9 protein-coding genes are annotated in these 19480 nt (G+C 52.6%); 1 reads left to right on the top strand and 8 read right to left on the bottom strand.

What is annotated here, in order from left to right; translation table 11 throughout:
* Window positions 1-30: 30 nt before the first annotated feature.
* The 5 genes from DZC79_RS10205 to DZC79_RS10185 all read right to left on the bottom strand — a co-directional run bounded on the left by DZC79_RS10205 (window position 31) and on the right by DZC79_RS10185 (window position 15701).
* The gene (locus tag DZC79_RS10205; RefSeq protein ID WP_118951449.1) at window positions 31-8268 is read right to left on the bottom strand and encodes an Ig-like domain-containing protein; all 8238 of its coding nucleotides are present in this window, start codon (window positions 8266-8268) and stop codon (window positions 31-33) included.
* A 387-nt stretch (window positions 8269-8655) separates the two neighbouring features.
* The gene (gene murA / locus DZC79_RS10200; RefSeq protein WP_118951448.1) at window positions 8656-9960 is read right to left on the bottom strand and encodes a UDP-N-acetylglucosamine 1-carboxyvinyltransferase; all 1305 of its coding nucleotides are present in this window, start codon (window positions 9958-9960) and stop codon (window positions 8656-8658) included.
* Window positions 9961-10042: 82 nt separating this feature from the next.
* A complete protein-coding gene (gene map / locus DZC79_RS10195) occupies window positions 10043-10861 on the bottom strand; it encodes a type I methionyl aminopeptidase (protein WP_232831808.1) in 819 nt (272 codons plus the stop codon).
* Between the two features lie 22 nt (window positions 10862-10883).
* On the bottom strand, window positions 10884-12224 hold the full coding sequence (locus DZC79_RS10190) for a hemolysin family protein (protein WP_118951447.1): 1341 nt from the start codon (window positions 12222-12224) through the stop codon (window positions 10884-10886).
* A 429-nt stretch (window positions 12225-12653) separates the two neighbouring features.
* Window positions 12654-15701, bottom strand: a complete 3048-nt coding sequence (locus DZC79_RS10185) for a glycosyltransferase family 117 protein (RefSeq protein WP_118951446.1) — start codon at window positions 15699-15701, stop codon at window positions 12654-12656.
* Between the two features lie 141 nt (window positions 15702-15842).
* Here DZC79_RS10185 and DZC79_RS10180 point away from each other — a divergent pair, with 141 nt between their 5' ends.
* Window positions 15843-16364, top strand: a complete 522-nt coding sequence (locus DZC79_RS10180) for a DinB family protein (protein ID WP_118951445.1) — start codon at window positions 15843-15845, stop codon at window positions 16362-16364.
* A gap of 18 nt (window positions 16365-16382) precedes the next feature.
* Here the strand turns inward: DZC79_RS10180 and DZC79_RS10175 are convergent, their stop codons facing one another.
* The 3 genes from DZC79_RS10175 to DZC79_RS10160 form a co-directional block, all read right to left on the bottom strand.
* A complete protein-coding gene (locus tag DZC79_RS10175) occupies window positions 16383-17210 on the bottom strand; it encodes a 2OG-Fe(II) oxygenase (RefSeq protein ID WP_118951444.1) in 828 nt (275 codons plus the stop codon).
* A gap of 395 nt (window positions 17211-17605) precedes the next feature.
* Window positions 17606-18007, bottom strand: coding sequence for an ExbD/TolR family protein (locus tag DZC79_RS10165; protein ID WP_118951442.1), 402 nt, complete (start codon window positions 18005-18007; stop codon window positions 17606-17608).
* A 51-nt stretch (window positions 18008-18058) separates the two neighbouring features.
* Entirely contained in the window at window positions 18059-19444 is a 1386-nt protein-coding gene (locus DZC79_RS10160) for a LutB/LldF family L-lactate oxidation iron-sulfur protein (RefSeq protein ID WP_118951441.1), read from the bottom strand.
* Window positions 19445-19480: the final 36 nt, after the last annotated feature.

The raw sequence follows: 19480 nt of genomic DNA, 5'->3' as shown, positions 1-19480 counted from the left end.
AAGCAGCGCTCTTCCGAAAAACGGTCCCGTTTATTTTTTGATCACTTTATAACTCAGTCGTTCCTGCTTGTCGGTAAGAATCACCAGATGGTAGATGCCGGAGGTATAGGGACCAAGGTCCAGCTCGGCTTTTTCCCCTTTGGCTTTTTCCCGGATCACCAGGCGGCCGCTGCCGTCGAAGATCATCAGCGTTTCCCCTTCCCTTACACCGGTCACCTGTATTTTATCCAGGGTAGGTGTAGGGAACACATTGATCTGACGCGCCGGATCGCAGGACACGCTTACCGGTACTACCTTGCTGTACACATAACTATTGTCCTGGTCCACGATCTTCAACCGGAAATAGTTGGCGCCGTCAGGTGCTTCGGTCCAGGTGTATGCGTACCTGCTGCCGGAGCCAGTGGCTTCGAGGCGCGCGATACGTGCAAACTGCTGGCCGTCGGTGCCGGCTTCCAGCTCAAAGTGCCGGAATTGTGTTTCCACACCCGTAACCCACTCCAGCTGTATACGGCACTTGTCGACCGCCTTACCTTCAAAGGCAAGCAGGTTGACCGGCAAGGGATTGCCGCTGATGTCGAGGAATACGAACGCGGTATCGCACTCACCATCGCCATCGCAGAGGCTGTAGGTAAAGGTGTCGGCGCCGTTGTAACCTGCTGCAGGCATATAGCTGAAGGTTCCATCCGGGTTGAAGGTCAGGGTCCCGCTGCTGGCATTGGTAACCACAGCAAAGGACAGACCGCCGTCGCCTTTACCTGTGTCGTTGTTACCGACATTACCCGTGGCCGGGTTGCCGCCTGTGGAAACAGCCGTATCGTTTACCGCTACCGGTATGTCATTCACTGAGGCAATATTTAATACTACTGTAGCCGTATCACAATCGCCATCGGCATCACATACGCGGTATTGGAAGCTATCCGCACCATTGTAGTTAGCATTAGGTGTGTAGGTGAACGTGCCGTCTGCATTCATGACCAGGGTACCGTTGACTGGCGCGGTGTTGAGTACATAGCTGCAATTGCCATCGCCGCAGGTATCGTTGGTGCTCACATTGCTGCTCAGCGGTGTGTCCTCGTTGGTGCTGAGGGTATCGTTTACCGCTACCGGGATATCATTTACGGGCGTTACCGTAACGATGATACGGGCAATGCTGCAATCGTTATCGGCATCGCAAAGCTGATACATAATCATGTCGGGTCCGTTATAGTCGAGGTCCGGTGTGTAGGTGTAAATGCCGTCGGGGTTCATCACCACCTGACCATGCGCTGCGCCGCCATTGACGCCGGAAAGCGACCATATATTACCACCATCGCCGCTGGGGTGGTCGCTTAGCGCTGCATTGCCCGCCAGTATATTGTCTTCTGCTACCGTCACGGTATCATTCACCGCAACGGGGAAGTCGTCTACAGGCGTAATGATCAGGTATACGGTTGCCGTATCACAGTCTCCATCCCCATCGCAGAGGCGATAACTGAAGCTATCTGTTCCGTTGTAATTGGGATTGGGTATATAGGTGAAGGTACCATCGGTATTGACGACCGCGGTGCCATTCACAGGAAGGGTAACGGTGCTGAAGGTGTTGCCACCGTCACCACTTAAGGTATCATTCAGTCCCATATTTCCCGCTACAAGCCCGTCTTCCGCTACGATTGCTGTATCCGGACGGGCGACGGGCAGATCATTTACCGGTGTGATGTTCAGGAAGACTTGTGCCGTATCACAATCGCCGTCGATATCGCAGAGCTGGTAGGTAAAGGTGTCTGCGCCGTTAAAGTCGGTATCGGGTATATAGGTAAAGGTGCCGCTTGTATCGATGGTAACCATGCCGTGTGCCGGACCGGCGGCCAGGCTGAAGGTATTGCCGCCGTCCCCGCTCAAGGTGTCATTGGCCGAGAGGTTGCCTGTCAGCGGAGCATCTTCGGGGCCGGCAAATGTATCGGTAACCGCCAGGGGCAGGTCATTGACCGGGATAATGTTGAGTGTTACATCAGCAGTGTCTGTTAATGCCGGGCCGCCGGTATTACCGTTGTCATTGATCGCGACGATAAGAGGAACATTGCCGTTGGCGTTGGGCGCTGTTGTATAGCTGAGCCCGCCTGCAGCAATAAAGGCGTTGATGCTGTCGATATTACCTGAGAGGACCAGGTTGCCTGTTCCGTTTCCGCTCACAACCGTAACAGCGCCGCTTCCCGCCGCGTTGAGTGTACCCGCAGGTACACTGAAGTAAATGTTAACTGCCGCATTGCCCGCATCAGCATCTGCGAAGCTGATACCGGTCAGTGGGCTGGCAACATCCTCTGTTACGGGAATGCCGGCCGGCGCTGTAGCTACCGGCGCTATGTTGTAATCTTCGCGCCAGTCGCGCTCCGGTGTGCCCGGTGTATCCAGGTTGGGAAAAGAAGCCGGAGTCTGGGCGTTGGTCGGATTGATGGCCGTATCATCATTGTCATAAACATCGTCCAGTCCGTCGTTGTCCGCATCGGTTCCTGCGGGCAACACATTCGCAATGCCGTCATTGTCGGTATCGTGTGCTTCCAGGGCATCGCTGTCGTTGTCGTTGTCCGAATCAAGATCAAGGTAATCCGGATTGTCGGCACCATCCGTATTGACCGGCACGATGGCAGTACCTCCTGAATTGTCGTCGTAGGCATTATCCAGGCCGTCATTGTCGCTATCGGCGCCGGAAGGTGCTGTATAGCCGGCTGTGGACTGCCCCTCTATATTGTCGGGGATGCCGTCGTTATCCGCATCAATGTCGATAAAATTGCCTTTGCCGTCATTGTCGGTATCTAGTGCGCCTTCTGTGCTATCGGGAATACCATCATTATCAGAATCGAGATCGAGGTAATTGGGCTGGCTATCGCCATCCGTATTCTGAACGACAACCGGGATGCCGGTAGGAATACCGCTTGTGGTACCCAGCAGGTTATTATAATCATCCACGATATCCGATATACCATCGTTGTCGACATCGTTGACCACACCACTGCCGGCAATACCATTGTTGTCGGGATCGGGACCGCCATTCTCGGTTACATCAAAAATGTTATCGCCGTCAGAATCCAGGTCGAGATAATTGGGGCTGCCGTCATTGTCCTTATCGGAAGGGGTATAGCCGCCGCCGGCTACCAGGGGAATACCGGTGGCGCTGACATCGGCATTGGTAATCAGGCCGGTGCCGGGCAAGCCATTGTTATCAGGATCGGAGCCGCCGGCTTCGATCACATCAGGTACGCCGTCACCATCCGAATCCAGGTCGAGATAATTAGGGTGACCGTCTCCGTCGGCATCGGCAGTGCCTTCCACGCTATCCAGGATGCCGTCGTTGTCGTTATCCAGGTCTATGCCGTCGGGTATACCGTCCTTGTCATAATCAGAGCTGCTGCGCCAATCCCTGTCACCGCCTGCCAGCTGGTTGTCCGGCATGGTGAAAGGGGTTTGGTTGCCGTTGGTCGCATAAGTAACCGGGTTGGTATTGCCATTGTCGATGTCATAAATATCGGCCAGGCCGTCGTGATCGGCATCGGGAAGCAGGTCCATAATACCGTCGGCTCCGGGCGCATTGGTCCTGTTATTTACATTGTCTACTTCAAGCGCACTGACCACGTTGTTTTCCTGCCAGTCTCTGAACCCATCGTTGTCGGAATCGGTATCGATATAATCCGGACCGCTGCCACCGTCGGCATTGGAATAGCCACTCGCTACACCGCCATTGTTCACATCGTAGGCGTTGTCAATACCATCGCCATCGGTATCCAGGCCGCTGGGCGCTACATACTGGTTGGTCGGCAGGCCTTCGATGTTATCGGTGATGCCGTCGTTATCGTTGTCGATATCCAGGTAATTAGACAAGCCGTCGAAATCACGATCCTGGTTAAATGCGGGATTGGTGCTTATGGTCACGAAATCAGGATCGTTCAGGTCGGACAGGCCGTCTTTATCGGCGTCAACAATAGGACCCGTACCGATCACACCGTCGTTTTCACCGTCAGGAATATAGAACGCCGCTTCGTAGGTATCAGGAATACCATCGGCATCGGAGTCCAGGTCTAAATAGTTAGGGATGCCATCGCCATCCTTATCCTGTATCACTAATGGTGTGCCGCCATTGTTGGGATCCACGGCGTCGGCCAGGCCGTCGCCATCGGTGTCGGCAAAGAGACCGTTGCCGAAGCGACCGTTGAAATCAGGATCATTGGCAGGGTTCCCGTTGGATTCGATAGCATCTGTAATGCCGTCGTTGTCGGCATCGATGTCGAGGTAGTTGGGTATGCCGTCCCCATCTTTGTCGCTCGTTCCTTCGACACTATCCGGAATGCCGTCGTTGTCGTCGTCAGGATCATTACTGTCAGAAATGCCGTCCCCATCAGTATCCACTATTAACCGTGCAGCGCCGGACAGTACGCTGGTGCAGGCACTGTCCGATTGGGTCAGCTTCACCTGGTAGCGATAGCCGTCCATGGGGCTTTGTATGCCGGTAAGCCTTAAGGTGTCGGTTGTTGCCCCGGAGTAAATACCACCGTTGGCCACGTCGTTCCATGTGTTGCCGTTGTCGGTGCTGAGCTGCCACTGGTAGCTGGTATTGCCCGTACCGCCTGAAGCGGCTATCGTAAATAAAGTATCCCGCCCGTTGCGTACGGTGCGGTCCGAGGGCTGTGCAGTGATCGTAGCCGTGGTACCTATACGGATGGTGACGGTATCAGATGCCGTAGAAGTACAGCCGATGCTGTTTGTAGTCGAAACAGTGAACCGCCTGAATTGTGTCAGCTGGCTGAGGGTTCCGGGAGCATAACCAGCGGTTGTTGCGCTGGCAATCGTATTCCAGGTAACGCTGTCGGTGCTGCTTTCCCAGCGATAACTGATCGTTCCGGAGCCTGTACCATCGCTCAGGGAGGTGAGCGGAGCTGGCGCGGTATTGCCACATATCAATTGGTTGGCACCGATCTGGCCGGCGGTTAACGCGCTTTGTACCGTTACATCGAAGACCACCGGCGTACCGGTGCAGCCGTTAAGTGTGGGTGTAAGTGTATACCGTACGACTCCTGTCGCGGTACCGTTGTTGATCAGCGTTTGGCTCAGCGGTGCGGCAAGCGGTGCGGTCTGATCGCTGAACCCGCTGACATTGCTGCCGCTGTTCAGGCTGGCGGTCCAGGTGTATTGCAGGCCCGCGACGCTGGTCGCCGGTGTGACGCTGAAGGTACCGCCAGTGCAGAGTACGGCGGGATTGCCTGCGGTGGCCGAAAGGGTGGGGGTTACGGTAACGGTGATCGTGAACGGATTGCCCGTACATCCGGCATTGGTTGGTGTTACCGTATAGGTGGCCGTTCCTGTTGCCGTTCCGGAGTTGGTCAGTGTCTGGTTTACGGAAGCCTGGTTGCTGCCCGCAGTGGCACCGGTTACACTGCCGCTGATCGCAGGTGCGCTCCAGGTAAAGGTTGTTCCGGTGGGTACGCCGACAGGCGCAAAGCTGAAGCTTCCTGAAGCGCAGATGGTATAAGCCTGGTTGGCGACGACCGGTCTCTGTGTTACGATAATAGTGAGCGGTGAAGACATCGCTTCCGTACATCCGCCGCCGCTGACCACCGCCCGGAATGACGTTGTTATCATCAGGTTGGTATAGTTAAGCGTGGTTGTGGTCACATTGGGGGTAACCGTGCTCCAGGTAGCACCGTTGTCTGTTGATGATTCCCAGCGAACGACCGATGCTGTAGTGCCGGAGAGGGTCAGCGTGCCATTCGACCCGCTGCACACGGGCACTGTGCCGCTGACCGTGCCGCTGGACGTAATGGTGATGGTATGTGTGGCCGTTTTAGGCGTACAGCCGGCTGCGGTTGCCGTAACCACCGCGGTGCCGCTAAACAGGGCAGAGAAAGTGACTTCACCTGTATTAGGATTGATCACCGCTTGCGATCCTGTGGTATTGATGCTGTAGGTAATACCTGTAGTATTGGCAGCCGTAGCGGTGTACGTTTGGGTTCCGGCGCCCTGGCAGCGGGAAGAAGCGCTGCCCAGCGCAAACACCGGTGTACCTGCCAAACCGTTGACCGCGATGCTGCCGGTGGCGAATACATTGGGACTGCCGCCGGTAGTGGTTACGGTATAAGTCTGTGCGCCTGCCGTTGTTACCGTAGGTGTACCCGATATCGTGATCACCTTGGTCGATGGGTTATAGCTCGCGGTAACCCCTGCCGGCAGGCCCGTAACACCAGCACCTGTAGCGGTTCCGCCTATGGCATAGGTGATGTTGGTTATGGCGGTATTGATACAAACGGATTGGGCATCGCTGGGTGGAGCTGTAGGAGACGTCAGCGTAATGGCCGTAACCGGTGTTGTAGATACAGAGCTTGCATCGTTGGTAGCATTGGCATCGGTTTGCGTGCCCGATATCGTTGCCGTATTGGTATAGACACCGGAAGCATTTACCTTGGCGGTAATAACCAGTGTGGCGTTGCTGTTGGGCGCCATAGTGCCGATGGACCAGAGACCTGTGCTGCTGTTGTAGGAAGTCCCTGCCGAAGCGTTGTGACTGATGTAGGTATAACCTGATGGCAGCTGATCGGTCACCGATACGCCGAGGGCGCTACCCGCACCGGTATTGGTCGCAGTAAGGGTAAAGTTGACAGAGCCGTTGACAGGAGGATTGGGGTCATCTACTGTTTTGGTAATGCTGCGGTCGACATTGCAGAGGGCCACGGTTACAGGCAGGCATTGGGCGCTGATGCCGCAGCTCAGGCCGGAGGTAAGTGTATAAGTCCCCGATTGGCTCACCGTATAAGTACTGGCTGTAGCGCCGGCGATAGGGTTACCGTCCAGGTACCACTGGTAAGGTGCGCTGCTGCCGGCATCGGCAGACAGCTGTGCGGCCGCACAGTTAGACTGTGTGAGTATGGGTTTGAGAGCCTTTTGAGGGAAAGGGGAGATAAAGTTCGACATGGAGAAACCACCGCCGGTCTGCACCATAGCCGTTGTGATGCGCGAGGTGCTGGTCAGGGTTATCGTTGAAGGCGAATTGATATTGGCATTGGTAAAGTCGATCACATAATCGCCGGAGCTGCCGAGCTGCCGGCGGATGCCTACTCCCGCAATGGTCTCAACATCCGTATTGTTGTAATTGGCGGTAGTGCTGCCGGTCGTGGTCAGGTACACCTTGTCTGTTGCATTCCCGATCACGATGTAGGCAAAATAGGACAGGTCGCCGCCGGTAAAAGTCCTGAACTTATAAGTCTGCACTTTCTGACTGCCGCCGCAGGCGGCGATAGGCGCCAGGGTAGCCATATCTACTTCGCAGTTGTTGGCTGTTCCGGCATAGGCTACAATATTCTTGTTGGCGACAATGCGGGAGGCAGAATAAACCGTTCCGGTTTGTCCCGATCCGGTACCCGTACCGGCGAGGCCATTGGGAAAAGTCGTAAAGCTACCCGCCGCAACGAGCGTATAGCTGTTAGTGCTCTGCAATACCCCTTGAGCATTGAAGTTCGATACCGTTACCGTGGTATTCGGTTCCGTAGCGACTACGGTAGTCTGTTCCGCAGTGTTGTTACCTTGGCCTCTTACAACCACATATTCTTTATCCAGAGCCGACACCGGCGGTACGGGATTGTACACACCATCCCCACAAGCCACAGGGGCGTCAAGATTGCTGCCGGAATTCATGACAGCAGGCCCGGAAGTCTCGACGAGGCTGCCGATCGCGCCCTGGAATAAATAGCTTTGGCCGGCATTCAGTGTAGTCGTGGCTGTACCGTTGATCTTAACGGTGGTGTTGTTCTCGACGGCCATTACGCTATACACGGGCTTACCCGCCGTACCGGAAATAACGCCGTCACGATAATAGCCCACGCGGAAGGCAGTACCGACGGCAGCATCGCCGAAGCTGAACAGGGCGGCATTTCCTTTGATATTCGCATCCGTTAGCTGATCCGAAGCGACATTGCGCAGGTTGGCATTGATAGGATAATTGCTTTCCAGGATCAGCCCCCTGTCAGAGAGTACTGTATTCAGCGCATTTTGCGGCAAGGTGTTCGCGTTCCCAACAAAGCGGTACACCACCGGCGTATCGACGCCTACATTCAGCGTGGTGATCAGGCTGCCGTTGCTTTTTTTGACGAGCACTATGGTGCCGGCAGTATTGGTCGATAAGACCAGCTCATTGGCGCTGCTCCAGTATTGCCAGGGAGCCGGTGCAATGTAATGGGTTTTGTAACCCTGGCCGTTAGCATGGAGGTGAAAGAAGAGAAGAAGAATGAGTAGACGTAGAAGCGACTTCATTGGCAGTAGGTGTTTTGTTGGTTTGTTAAGAGTTCTTATGATCCGGTGGGTCTTTGAAAAGAATGCAATACTGGAAGAGTATCTTCCCAAATTTTTGTTCGCTAATAATGCAATTATTATTGTTGAAAATGCTTATTGTATGCGAAAATAATGAAATGCACGTTGTTCGCAACTTTATTATTATGAGCTCAGGAGAAGTAAGGGGGAGCGAGAGAAGTGGCCATAGTGGCGATTATACAAATAAAAAAAGCCTGCATAATGATATGCAGGCTTTTAGATAGATAATGAATTATTAAATGATATGCATGTCGCAGAATTATACTTTATTACAAAAAGATGTGAGTCTATGCGTTTCTCCGCAGGAATTGTATGCTGAAATACTCGCGATCAGATTCTCCGGATATCAGCGCCCAGCGCATTCAGGCGGCCGTCGATATTCTGGTAGCCCCGGTCGATCTGGTCAATGTTTTCAATAATGCTTTTGCCTTCGGCCGAAAGGGCGGCGATTAACAGCGCTACGCCGGCGCGTATATCGGGAGAGGCCATACGGATACCCCTCAACGAAGCCTGCCGGTTCAGTCCCATCACTACCGCCCTGTGCGGATCGCACAGCACGATCTGCGCACCCATCTCAATCAGCTTATCCACAAAAAACAGGCGGCTCTCAAACATCTTCTGGTGAATGAGCACATTGCCTTTGGCCTGGGTGGCCATTACCAGGATCACGCTCAGCAGGTCGGGCGATACGCCGGGCCAGGGATGATCGTAAACCGTGAGGATAGAGCCGTCGATAAAAGTATGAATGCGGTAATGGTCCTGGCGCGGAATGTAAATGTCATTGCCGTTTATTTCCATCTGTATGCCGAAGCGGCTGAAGGTTTCGGGCATCAGGCCCAGGTCGTTTACATCGGCATTTCTAATGGTCAGCTCGCTTTGGGTCATCGCCGCCAGCGCAATAAAGGAGCCGGTCTCGATCATATCGGCCAGCAGCCTGTGGGTGCAGCCCCCCAATGAAGCAACACCTTCGATTACCAGCAGGTTGGACCCGATACCGCTGATCTTTGCACCCATCTGGTTCAGCATCTTGCACAACTGCTGTACATAGGGTTCGCAGGCTGCGTTGTAAATAGTCGTGGTCCCCTGGGCCAGCACGGCAGCCATCACGATATTGGCCGTACCGGTTACCGAAGGCTCTTCCATCAGCAGGTAAGCGCCTTTCAGCTTGTCGGTGCTCATGATGAATTCCTTGTGCTCCGGATCGTACTTGAATTCAACACCCATCTTCTCAAAGCCACGGATGTGGGTATCGAGACGACGGCGGCCGATCTTGTCCCCGCCGGGCTGCGGCAGGTAGGTGCGGCCGAAGCGGGCCAGCAGCGGGCCAGCCAGCATAACTGCGCCCCGGAGCTTGCCCGATTTTTTTTTGTACAGGTCCGATTGCAGGAATTCAATGTCGACCGTACGGGCCTGCAGGATGCAGGTATCGCGGCTGGGCCGTTCTATGCTGACGCCCAGGTCGCCCAGCAGCTCGATCAGCATGTTAACGTCCAGGATATCGGGAATATTGGTTATGGTTACTTTTTCCTCGGTAAGGAGTACGGCGCAGAGTACCTGCAGGGCCTCGTTCTTGGCGCCCTGCGGCTGGATCTCCCCTTGCAGGGGCTTGCCGCCGCGTATTTCAAATGCACTCATGTGTTGTTTTTATTTTGGGGAAATGATGCTTAAAGATAAGCGTAAAAAGAGAAGTCAAGTTTCAAAAAACTTGACTTCTCTTTTACAATGTATAATAGCTGGAGTTCAGGTTACTGTTGGCCTTCTCCGCTTTTTCGATAGGACCATAGTTGGAAAGGATATCAGGCTTACCTTTCTTAACACAAACATCATGCTCGAAATGTACCGAGGGCAGGCCGTCTTCTGTAACAATGGTCCAGCCGTCGTCGGCGGTATAGATATGGCGTGTGCCCAGGTTGATCATTGGCTCGATCGCCAGTACCTGGTTTTCCTGTAAGCGTTTTCCCGAACCTCTTTTGCCATAATTGGGCACCTGCGGATCCTCGTGCATCTCACGGCCAACGCCATGTCCTACCAGCTCGCGCACCACTCCGTAGCCGTGTTTGCGGTTGGTATGGTTTTCGATGGCAAAAGCAATATCGCCCGTACGGTTGCCGGTGATCGCCTGCTCGATGCCCAGGTAAAGCGATTCTTTCGTTACCCTGATGAGGTCCAGCACTTCCTGCTTTACCTCGCCGATAGCAAATGTATACGCATGATCGCCATGGAAGCCGTTCTTGTAAAAGCCGCAGTCAATGGAAACGATATCGCCTTCCTTCAGCTCATATTCGCTGGGAAAGCCATGCACTACCGCCTCATTTACCGAAATGCAAAGCGAATAGGGATAGGGATTGCGGGGATCACCATAATTCTTGAAAGACGGGATACCGCCATTGTCGCGGATAAAGGTTTCGGCCATTTTATCGATATCGATCGTGCGGATGCCGGCTTTTAATATTTTGGCCACCTCTGTCAGCGTCGCACTCACCATCAGTGCGCTGTGTCTCTGGATTTCTACTTCTTCGTTGGTTCTGTAATTCACTTATTGTACTGTTTATACCAGCCTAGGGCCAGTTCTTGTTTTCTATATATTCTTCTTTTACTTTGAGCTGTACTGTTTCTACGGAGTTGCGGTACATTTTTACGATCACCGCTTCGTATTTGTCAATGTCTATTCGTTCCCCTTCCTGCAGCTCTTTATCTTCATTCACTTCGTTAAGCAGCCCTGCAAGGGTTTCGAAGTGCTCGCCTTCCTCAAGGCGGAACGGGATATATTTGTTGATGTCGGAGAGGGTATAGTGCGCATTGATCAGGTAAGTATGCTCACCTGTTTTTTCCACGATAGGTTTTTCATTGTCGTACTCATCCTGTATCTCGCCTACGAGCTCTTCCAGGATGTCTTCCATGGAAACGATACCGGTCAGCTCGCCGATCTCGTTGGTAACGATGGCCATCTGGATATGCTTTTGCTGAAATTCCTTCAGCACATTCTTGATCTTGGCGCTTTCCGAAATAAAGTTGGCTTTCCGCAGCAGGGGCTCAATGCTTTTCTCTTCAGGCTTGTTGAAGAGGTGCTTGATCATGTCCTTGGTGTACAGCACACCTTTGATATTATCCAGCGAATCGTCGTACACAGGGTACCGGCTGTAGCCTTCCTGTATGGCAAAGTCGATGGCTTCCTTCATATTCAGGCTGATCTCGATCGCTGAGATATTCTTGCGAAGCGTCTGGATATTGCTTACCCGGCGGTCGTCGAATTCAAAAACGTTCTGGATCAGCGCCCGCTCTGTCTCTTCGATAGCGCCACCTTCATGGCTTTCCGAAATGATCACCTTCAGCTCTTCCTCGGAGTGGATCTCGGAGCCATGGATGGGTTTAATGCCCAGCACACGCAGGATCAGGTTGGCCAGGCCATTGAGGACCCAGATAAAGGGCCGCCCGACGAAATAAAAGACCTTGAGGGGCAGGGCAACAAAAAAGGTGGTCTTGGTAGGGTAGCGTATGGCCAGCGATTTGGGCGCCAGCTCGCCAAAGACAATGTGCAGAATCGTAATGATGCCGAAGGCTACAGGAATGGAAATGCTTTGTGCCGTCTTTTCCGTTATGTTCAGGTTGAATACATTGAAAGAACGGCGGATCATATGCGTCATTACTTCTTCGCCCACCCAGCCCAGCCCGAGACTTGCCAGGGTAATACCCAGCTGTGTGGCGGCCAGGTAAGCGTCGAGGTTGCTGACAATGGATTTGGCTGCTGCAGAAAGGCTTTTGTTCAGCCCGGTGCGCACTTCGATCTGCGAAGAACGGACCTTGACAATGGCAAATTCTGCCGCAACGAAGAAGCCGTTTAAAAGAACAAGGAATAAGGTAAAGAGTATTTTCAGTATCGAGACGGGTTCTGTGTCCATTTCTTGGATAAATTAGTCAGGAAATGCCGCTCTGTGGTAGTGATGTGCAGGTTGGCTTTTCTAGAGGTAAAAAGCAGCGATCCACTTGTTTTATTTCGCTGCTTTACACCCAAATTATCACAAAAATAAGGATTATTGGTAAAGTAAACACATAGCCGATGGAAATACACCCTGGCTATATAGACAGACATGCCGGGAAAAGGAATGGAATACAAGTATTTGTAGCTATCAAAGCCGGATAAGATGCTGGTTCGGACCGATAGCGCAGCTTTTTGAAGCTAGCCGGAAGCCGATAAAGCATCTATAACAAAAGCGCTCCTGAAAGGGAGCGCTTTTGTTTATTCATTCCTGCAAATGACTGATTCATTCCTGCAAATTACTGTTTGTTATTTGATGTTTTTCTTTTTTTGAATTTTTACGATCGGTATTTTATCGCTGTTGTGGCATGGGAATCCCGGAGCTGAGCGCCGTCAGCGTTTGTTCCCATTTTTTAGCCGATTCCGCATCATTGCCCTGGCCGGCAGAGCTTACCAGGAAGGCCAGCGCCTGCAGGTTTTGCTGTACGGTATACAAGTCGGTACCGGCTTGCATATTCTCGTTCAACGAATGGAAGTATTTCACTTCATCGCTGATGTTCTGCACCATTTTACCGGCCACCTTGCGGGCCTTTTCAGTAGCGCCGGCACGGTAATAAGCATCGACCAGGTAAATAATGCTGCGGTCGTAAAGCAATACATCATACGGCATAGATGTTTCGGATACCTTCTTCATATAGCTGTCCAGCACCTTTACCGCATCCGCTTTACGGTTTTGGGCAATGAGGGCCAGGGCCAGCTCTGCGGCGTTCTGGCGGTACACCAGGAAGATCAGGCGGTTCTTCTCGTCATAGTACACATTGTTCTTGCCGGCATTGCCCATCTGGAAGACCTCCGTTTGCAGCTTAATGTTTTTGTCCAGGTCAGTAAAGGGTGCAATCCCGCCTACCGGGCTTTGCTTCACCACCGGAACCAGCTTACGCAAGCCGCCTTCGGACTGGAAGTAAGCATCGAGGCCAAGGTTGGGGGTGCCGTCGGTCATATAGAGTGAACGGGTCCAGCCTGTTTTGGCCTGGCCGGCGATAATGTTCATCAGCGCCAGGTCAGAGCGGCGTGCCGCGTTGTCATTCAGGGTAAAGCGCATTTCAGCCGGGATGTTCGCCGAATCGGCTGCTGCTACCAGCCCGCTTTTGATCAGCGCATTTTTGTCAAGCTTTACAGACAGGTTCTTCGTAGGCAGGTAGCTTACCTCGGGATTTCCGGGAAGCATGTTCTTGCCGGAAGTGAAGAAATGGATGACTTCCTCAAGATCGAAGTAGCGGTCGGCAGGGATACGCTTATCCTCATAGTAAGGAATATAGTTCAGCTTGCCGCCACGATAGTCTTCCGGTTTCCAGATCACCGGCAGGGCATCGGCATCATTGACCTTAAAGGTCAGCTGCTCGTTCTGCCAGTCGGTACCCAGCAGGTTATAATTGATGATACGGACATCAGTGCGGATACCTTCCACCTCCTGCAGGTACCACAGGGGGTAAGTATCGTTGTCGCCGTAAGTAATCAGGATCGCGTTTTTGTCACAGCTCATGAGCATGTTATAGGCATGGTCGCGGGCGATGGTCTTCTGCGAACGGTCATGGTCGTCCCATTCCTGGGCAGCCATCAGTACAGGCACCGCCAGCAGGCATATAGCCGTAGCTGCCAGCGAGGGTGCGCTGCCTTTAAGGAATTTGCGGAACCATTCCGTAACCATAAGGACGCCCAGGCCGATCCATATGGCAAAGGCATAGGTAGAGCCGGCATAAGTATAATCCCTTTCCCTGGGCTGCATTGGTGTATTGTTCAGGTAGATCACGATGGCCAGGCCGGTAAAGAAGAAGAGCAGCGCAACAATAGTGCCTTCTTTCTTGTCGCGGTTGAACTGGTACACCAGCCCGATAATGCCCAGGGCCAGGGGCAGGAGGTACAGCTGGTTCCGGGCTTTGCTGTTGCGCAGCGAATCGGGCATCAGGTCGATATTGCCACGGCCGGCCATCTTATCAATGAACTTGATCCCCGATATCCAGTTGCCGCTATGGGCTTCGCCCTGGCCTTCCATATCATTCTGCCGGCCGGCATAGTTCCACATAATGTAGCGCCAGTACATCCAGTTGACCTGGTAGCCCCAGAAGAATTTCTGGTTATCCAGTGACGAAGGTACATCTTCGGGGCCCAGCCCCAGGTAACCCCTGTAAAAGCTCACGTGACCCTGGTCAAGGCAATCGTGTATCCTGGGGAAAAGGCGGGTATGATCGTATTCGTAAACCGGTTTATGGTCGACCAGCTCATAGCTGCGTTTGCCGTTCTTTTCCACAGGCGCGTAGATGGCGCGGCCTTCGCCCACATTCACTACACGGGAATCGAAGTCAGGTCCTGAAACCAGGGGCATTTCTCCATACTGATCACGCTGCAGGTAAGGGATCAGGGTCATTACATTGTCGGGATTACCCATATCGATGGGCACATCCGCTTTGGAACGTACGATAATGCTGATATAGCTCGAATAGCCGATAATGGTGAAGGCGGCGCAAAGCACACCAAGATGCAGGAGGTAATGTCCTTTTCTCTTTGACCATACAATCAGCCAGCCGATCAGGGCGGCGATAACAACGAGGAAAATAATCGCGCCGGAGTTGAACGGCATGCCAAACGAGTTGACAAACAGCAGCTCGAACCAGGAGGCGAAAATAGGCACGTACTGGATGATGCCGAACTGCACAAAGCCCAGTATGGCGCAGCCGATCACGAAAGCCAGGATACTGCCCGGAATGCTGGATTTGTACCGTTTAAAGTAGTATACCATCACGATCGCGGGCAGCGTAAGCAGGTTCAGCAGATGGACACCTATAGATAAGCCGGTCAGGTAAAAGATAAGGACCAGCCAGCGGTCGGCATGCGGCGAATCGGCCGAGTCCTCCCACTTCAGCACCGCCCAGAAAACAATAGCTGTAAAGAAGGATGAAGTGGCATATACTTCCGCCTCCACAGCGGAGAACCAGAAAGTATCGGAAAAAGTGTAGGCCAGCGCACCGACAATACCGGCGCCCATTATGGCGATAAGATTGCCCTGGCTGAGCTGCTCATCCTGTTTGGTAACCAGCTTCCGCGCAAAGTGCGTGATGGTCCAGAACAGGAACAATATGGTGAACGCGCTCATGAGCGCGCTCATGGAGTTGATAAAGATCGCGACTTTATCGGGGCTGGGCGCCACGATGCCGAAAAGACGGCCCAGCATCATGAACAAAGGAGCACCGGGAGAGTGGCCCACCTGCAGCCTGTAGGCAGTGGACAGGAACTCGCCGCAATCCCAGAGACTGGCGGTTGCCTCCATCGTAAGCAAATAAGTGACGTAGGCGATGATAAAAACCACCCAGCCAGTGATGTTGTTGACTTTCCTGAAGTTCATGAGCGAGGAAAAATTGTTTTAAGCGCGACAAAAATAACAAAATAGCTGAAAGGACAAAGACGATAACAAAGCGTTTCATGTCTGCCTGAATTTTGGATGGGCGTCGGCAGTATCTTTGTAAGAACCTAAATCCGTACATGCATGCTGCCTGCCGAAAACGAATACGCCCCTTATTATAGCCGGTATATTAAAATGGTGACCGGCGATATTTTCGATGAATTGAAAGAACAACCCGCTTCCTTCGCTGCTTTCGTCAATAGCATACCCAAAGAAAAAGGCGACTATGCTTATGCACCCGGGAAATGGACGGTAAAGGAAGTGCTGGGCCACCTGCTCGATACGGAGCGCATTATGGCTTACCGTGCGCTACGCATTGCCCGGATGGACGATACACCCCTGCCAGGCTTCGATGAAAATGCTTTTGTCGTACACGCGCATTTCGGCGACAGGGATATCCCTTCACTTCTGGAGGAGCTGGAGCTGATCCGGCGCAGCAACCTCTTTCTGTTTGAAACCTTTACGGAAGAAGAATTGCGGAGAACCGGCACGGCTTCGGGACATACTGTGAGCGTGAATGCTTTGCTGTATATTATTGTCGGCCATATAAAACATCACCGGCTTATCCTGGAGGAACGCTATCTCCAGACACCTCATCAATCCTGACAAAGCAGCTTTCGCCGGTTATTTGTTCATGTATTTCTTGTAATATTTGAACAGTATAGGCGGCGTAAGGGCCGATACCAGCTGGATCATTTTATTGTATTGCTTCATGTGCCGGCTATCCATGCCTTCCCGGCCGCGGAAATCCGTGGCCAATCGTGGTATTCCTACTTCGTTAGCCGGCCGGCCGTTTGTGTAATAATATAAAGCAAGTGATTTCCGGCTACGGTCTTCAGGGCAGGTTAGCGGATCGGGATGGCCATGATAGGAATCGTCAGTCGTGTTGAAGATCACCAGGCGGTTGAATAACGGCAGCAGCTTTACCCGGCAACCTGTCATCTTGTTATCCCAAAGCTCAAAATGCCCGCCGTAGCTTTCATCCCAGTCTTCATTGAGGTATACCAGGAGATTCAGTCTCCGGTCGAGGTTCAGGTAAGGATGCCGGTTGAAGTCGGCGTGGATCTTCAGAAAACCGCCCCGCTTGATCTGGTGAAAGCCGCCGCCCCAGAAATAGGGGTCGGGCAACAGGCCTTCGATGCCGGTGAGGCAGGTGAGATATGCCAGGAAAGGTTGGGAGTTAAGAAAATGTACATACCTGCGCGTAACCTCGCCAAACCTGGATTCGCTACGCGAAGCAAACTTATCTTCATTCACGTTTTTGTACCGGATATCGTTATCCTTATTCATGTCGGGAAACTCCTGCAGCACCTGCTTCAACAGCTTCGGTTTAAAAAAATTGTCAACACAGATATAGGGAAAAGGCTCGGCCTTTGTGTATAACGCATGCGCGCTCTTTGCCGATTCGTATAGTTCATGAAAGGGCGTCTCTAAAAACTCGGATTGAAACATCGTATCAGTTGTTTAAGCATAAAGCTGCCTTTACCGGAAAAGGATCGGCCGTAAAATGAATTCGTCTGCAGATAGTATAAAGACAAAATGCCTGCTGCTGAAACCATTACCGGCTTTTTATTATTAACCAGTAAATAACATTTGTCTCCTGGCCGCTTTTCTTCGGCGTAAGAAAAAGGGGGGGCTGCCTGCACAAAGTAGCGGGCTCTCCGAATAAAAAACACCTTCCGGCTATTCAGGTATGCCACCCGCTGCATTCTTGTTGCAAATATGCATTTCAGCTCGCTAAACTTGCTACGGCCTATTAAAATGATGCAACTGCAGGATAAGCCACGGTGGCTTAAAAGACGAAAGCCTGCCCCGGAAAGGAGCAGGCTTTCTTATGGAAAGATAGCTTATTTCTCTTTGTTCACTGCCATGACGGCTTTTACCTTAAGCGCCTGTGTGGCACGCAGTACGGCCGCCAGGTTATAGATGGCGCCGGTGCTGTCGGCATTGATCACCACTGTCTTTTCTGCGTCCGGCGATTTGGCCAGCATCTCTGCTATCGCACTTTGCAGGGCTTCGGGCGCTACTTGTTTGGTGCCGACGAAATACTGGTTCTTCGCATCAATAGAGACCACTACGTTTTGCTTGGCTTTGGTATCTTTATTGGCCTTGGGTATAGCCATCCGGATCACATTGGGATTGGCCAGCGTGGCAATGATGAGGAAGAAGAACAGCAGAATGAACAGGATATCGTTCAATGCTGAAGTATGCGGCTCGCTTTTCTCGCGCAGGGTCGGGCGTAAATTCATGCAGTATCAGTTTGGGCCTTCGGGCAAAAATAGTTTTTTTGGACAGAACGGTCAGGCCTTTTTCCGTTCCTTCCAGAGCTGGTTAAAGGATTTGGGGGCAAACACCACTTTGTCCCTGCGGTCGCCCCAGGCGCTGCGCAGCGCTTTCTCGAATACAAAATTCTTCATTCTGCCGCTGGCGCCGTTCATCAGGCCGCGATGCAGCACGCCTCTCTTGAAGAGCCGCCAGGCGAATCTTTCGGCGAAGCCATCGTATTTTTCCTCAGTATAGATATGCCGGTTTTCCAGCAGCATTTCATGAATGTTGATTTTTATCGGGCAGGCATCGGTGCAGCTGCCGCAAAGGCTGGAAGCATAGCTGAGGTGCCCGAATTCAGCCATGCCATTCAGGTGCGGGGTAATCACGGAACCGATAGGACCGCTGTAAGTGCTTCCATAAGTGTGTCCGCCAATATTCCTGTATACCGGGCAGGCATTGAGGCATGAGCCGCAACGGATGCAGTACATGGATTCCCGTACTTCCTTACGCAGCAGATTCGTGCGTCCGTTGTCCAGCAGGATCACATACATTTCGCGGGGCCCATCGGTTTCGCCTGCCTGCCGGGGACCACAGAAGATAGAATTGTAGACCGTAAGCGTTTGTCCTGTACCATAGGTAGCCAGCAAAGGCCAGAACAGGGGCAGGTCCTGCAGGGAAGGCAATATTTTTTCAATGCCGACAATAGCGATATGGGTTTGGGGAAAGGCGGTCGACAGCCTTCCGTTACCTTCATTTTCGGTAATGCATACGGCACCGGTATCGGCGATCAGGAAATTGCCGCCGGTAATGCCTACTTCCGCTTCGGTGTATTTGTGGCGCAGCTTGTCGCGGGCTATGAGGGTCAGCTCCGAAGGGCTTAGTCCCGGGGGCACGCCCAGCTTGTCGTGGAAAAGCTGGGCAATATCCTCTTTGCTTTTGTGCATGGCCGGCGTAACGATATGGTAAGGCGGCTCGCCGTCCAGCTGCTGAATGTATTCGCCCAGGTCGGTCTCCAGCGATTCGATCTCATGTTCGGCCAGGAAGTCGTTCAGGTGCAGCTCTTCCGTAACCATGGACTTGGATTTGACCACCGTTCGGGTATTCTTGTCCCGGCAGATAGCCAGTACTGCATTCAGCGCGTCTTCTTTGTCTTCAGCCCAGATCACTTTGCCGCCACGTTCAGTAAAGTTCTTTTCAAACAGCTCGAGGTATTTGTCCAGCTGCTCTACGGCGCGCCACTTAATATTTTTAGCTTGCCTGCGCGCGGTATCCAGCGCGGCAAACTGCCCTTTGCCTTTCACAACAGCGGCGTTATAGCGATCGATATTGAAATTGATCTTCCGCTTGTGATCCAGGTCATGCGCTTTCACATCGCTTTTAGCGATAAATATGTCTTTGGGTTGTTCCGGAGAATTCATTGCAATGTTTCAATGGTAAAGATATTGAATAATCAA

The organism is Taibaiella helva (assembly GCF_003545695.1).
GTDB classification, from domain to species: domain Bacteria; phylum Bacteroidota; class Bacteroidia; order Chitinophagales; family Chitinophagaceae; genus Taibaiella; species Taibaiella helva.
This window is presented reverse-complemented; position numbering and strand designations above follow the sequence as displayed.